Raw genomic sequence first — 2,607 nt, forward strand, 5'->3', positions numbered from 1 at the left:
GAATGAGCTGGCCAGCTCGAGATGGCATGATCACCACCTGATCCACCCGAACATGCGGCGGCCGTGCCCCAGCAGCCCCCGCATCCGAATCAGGGAGAAAACGCATGTCACCCAAGAGCACCACCCCGAAGCGCATCCTGGCCGTCACCACGAGCACTGCGGCCTACGAGACCGTCGGGTACCGCACCGGCCTGTGGCTGGGCGAGCTCACCCACTTCTACGACGTGGTCACCGGCGCCGGGCACGACGTGGTCATCGCCAGCATCGACGGCGGCCGCGTCCCCCTGGATCCCGAGAGCCTGGGCGCACTCGTGCTCAAGCAGGGCGGCACAGGGCAGCGCTACGCAGACCGCTCCTTCATGGATCTGCTGGAGGACACCCCGAGCATCGAGTCCCTGGCCGATGAGTCCTTCGACGCCGTCTACCTCACCGGCGGCCACGGCACCATGTTCGACTTCCCCACCTCCGCGGCCCTTGCCGAGCGGATCCGTCGCACCGATGGCGACGGTGGGATTGTCGCAGCCGTCTGCCACGGCCCGGCAGGTCTCACGGAGGTGATCGGTGCCGACGGCCGCCCCTTCCTGGACGGACGCAAGGTCACCGGTTACAGCTGGCCCGAGGAGAAGCTCGCCAGCCGCGCCGACGCGGTCCCCTTCCGGCTGGACGAGCGGCTGAAGGAGCGCGGCGCCACCTACACCAAGGCGCTGCGGCCGATGGCCTCCAAGGTGGTGGTCGACGATCGACTCATCACCGGCCAGAACCCCACCAGTGCCAGCGGCGTGGGAGAGGCCGTGGTGAAGCTGCTGGCCAAGCAGGACCGCCGCTGACCGGCCTCGGCGGAAACGGCCTCTGCCTCAGGACGACCGTACGCTGCGGCGCAGCCACACCGTGGTGGCCCCGGGGATCTCGTCCCCGACCAACGGCATGCTGGAGGCGAGCACCTCGCCCACCGGCAGCGGCACCGGCGCTTCACCGAAGTTCGTCACCGACAGCCAGCCGCCGGGCCGGTCGAAGGCCAGCACGTCCGGGCCGCACAGCGACTCGTCCCAGCGCAGCTCCTCCGCGCCCTGCAGCTTTCGACGCAGTCCCAGCACCTCGCGGTACAGCTCCAGGGTGGAGCCGGCCACCCCGTCCAGCGCCTCCACCGCGTGCTCAGCGAACCAGTCGGGCTGGGGCAGGTGCGCACCGTCCTCGCCGAAGCCGAAGGAAGAGCCTCCACGAGTCCACGGGATCGGCACCCGGCAGCCGTCGCGGCCCAGGCCGTCGAAGCTGCGGCTCTCCGGGGTGGTGCGCCAGAACGCGGGGTCCTGCCGCTGCTCGTCGGGGATGTCGGCCACCTCGTGCAGGCCCAGCTCCTCGCCCTGGTACAGGTAGGCGCTGCCCGGCAGGGCCAGCTCCAGCATCGTCGCCGCGCGCGCCCGGCGGATGCCCAGTTCCCGGTCCAGCTGCTCCTCGGGACCGCCGGCGATCACCCAGTCGGCGCCGTGCTTGTCGGGGCTGTCGTTGCGCGGTGGCAGGCCGTAGCGGGTGGCGTGGCGGATCTGGTCGTGGTTGGACAGCACCCAGGTGGTGGTCGAGCCGGTCTTCTTCACCTGCTCGAGGCTGAAGTCGATCACCTCGCGGAAGTCGGCGGCCTTGAAGTCGGCCTCCAGCAGGTCGAAGTTGAAGGCCTGGCCCAGGCCGTCCGGGGTGGCGTACTTGGCGCGCCGCTCGGGGGTGTCCACCCACGCCTCGGCCACGGCCATCCGCGGCGGATCGTACTCGTTGAACACCTCGCGCCACTCGGCGTAGATCCGGTGCACGTCGTCGCGGTCCCACAGGGGATGGGTGCCGTCCTTGGGCATCTCCTTGAGCTGCGCCTTGGTGGGCAGCTGCTCCGGGAGCTCCTTGGCCAGGCCCTGGGCCACGTCCACCCGGAACCCGTCCACCCCGCGATCGGACCAGAACCGCAGGGTGTGCAGGAAGTGCTCGCGCACCTCGGGGTGGTCCCAGTTGAAGTCGGGCTGCTCGCGGGCGAAGGAGTGCAGGTACCACTGGCCGTCCTCCACCTGGGTCCAGGCGGGCCCGCCGAAGATGGACTCCCAGTCCGCCGGCGGCAGGGAGCCGTCCGGCCCGGTGCCGTCGCGGAAGATGTACCGCTCGCGGGCGTTCGAGCCCTTCGGGGAGGCCAGCGCCTCCTGGAACCACGCGTGGCGGTCGGAGGAGTGGTTGGGCACCAGGTCCACGATCACGCGGATCCCGGCTCCGTGCAGCAGGTCCACCAACTCGTCGAACTGCTCGAGGGTTCCGATGCGGGGGTCCACGTCGCGGTAGTCGTCCACGTCGTACCCGCCATCGGCCAGCGCCGAGGGGTAGAACGGGCTCAGCCACACGGCGTCCACGTTCAGGGAGCGCAGGTAGTCGATGCGGGAGATGATCCCGGTCAGATCACCGACGCCGTCGGCCGTGCCGTCGGCGAAGGAGCGCGGGTAGATCTGGTACACGGCGGCCTGGCGCCACCAGTCGGCATCGCTCAGGGGGATCTCGACGGAGTGGTGCTCGGACATGGGGGAACTCCTCAGGGTGCAGGTGCTCGGTTCGGGTGCGTGGGCGGTGGTGGGGGGGGGG

At 70.5% G+C, this 2,607-nt stretch carries 2 protein-coding genes; one reads left to right on the top strand and one right to left on the bottom strand.

Annotated features, from left to right (window positions below; genetic code table 11):
• The first annotated feature begins 104 nt into the window (after window positions 1-104).
• Window positions 105-827: a type 1 glutamine amidotransferase domain-containing protein gene (locus tag M3B01_RS14455; RefSeq protein WP_259793234.1), complete on the top strand. Its 723-nt coding sequence runs from the start codon at window positions 105-107 to the stop codon at window positions 825-827.
• Window positions 828-854: 27 nt separating this feature from the next.
• Here the strand turns inward: M3B01_RS14455 and M3B01_RS14460 are convergent, their stop codons facing one another.
• Entirely contained in the window at window positions 855-2,546 is a 1,692-nt protein-coding gene (locus tag M3B01_RS14460; protein ID WP_259793235.1) for a glycoside hydrolase family 13 protein, read from the bottom strand.
• Between the last annotated feature and the right edge of the window lie 61 nt (window positions 2,547-2,607).

The organism is Brachybacterium sp. p3-SID957 (assembly GCF_025144775.1).
Classification (GTDB): Bacteria; Actinomycetota; Actinomycetes; order Actinomycetales; family Dermabacteraceae; genus Brachybacterium; species Brachybacterium epidermidis.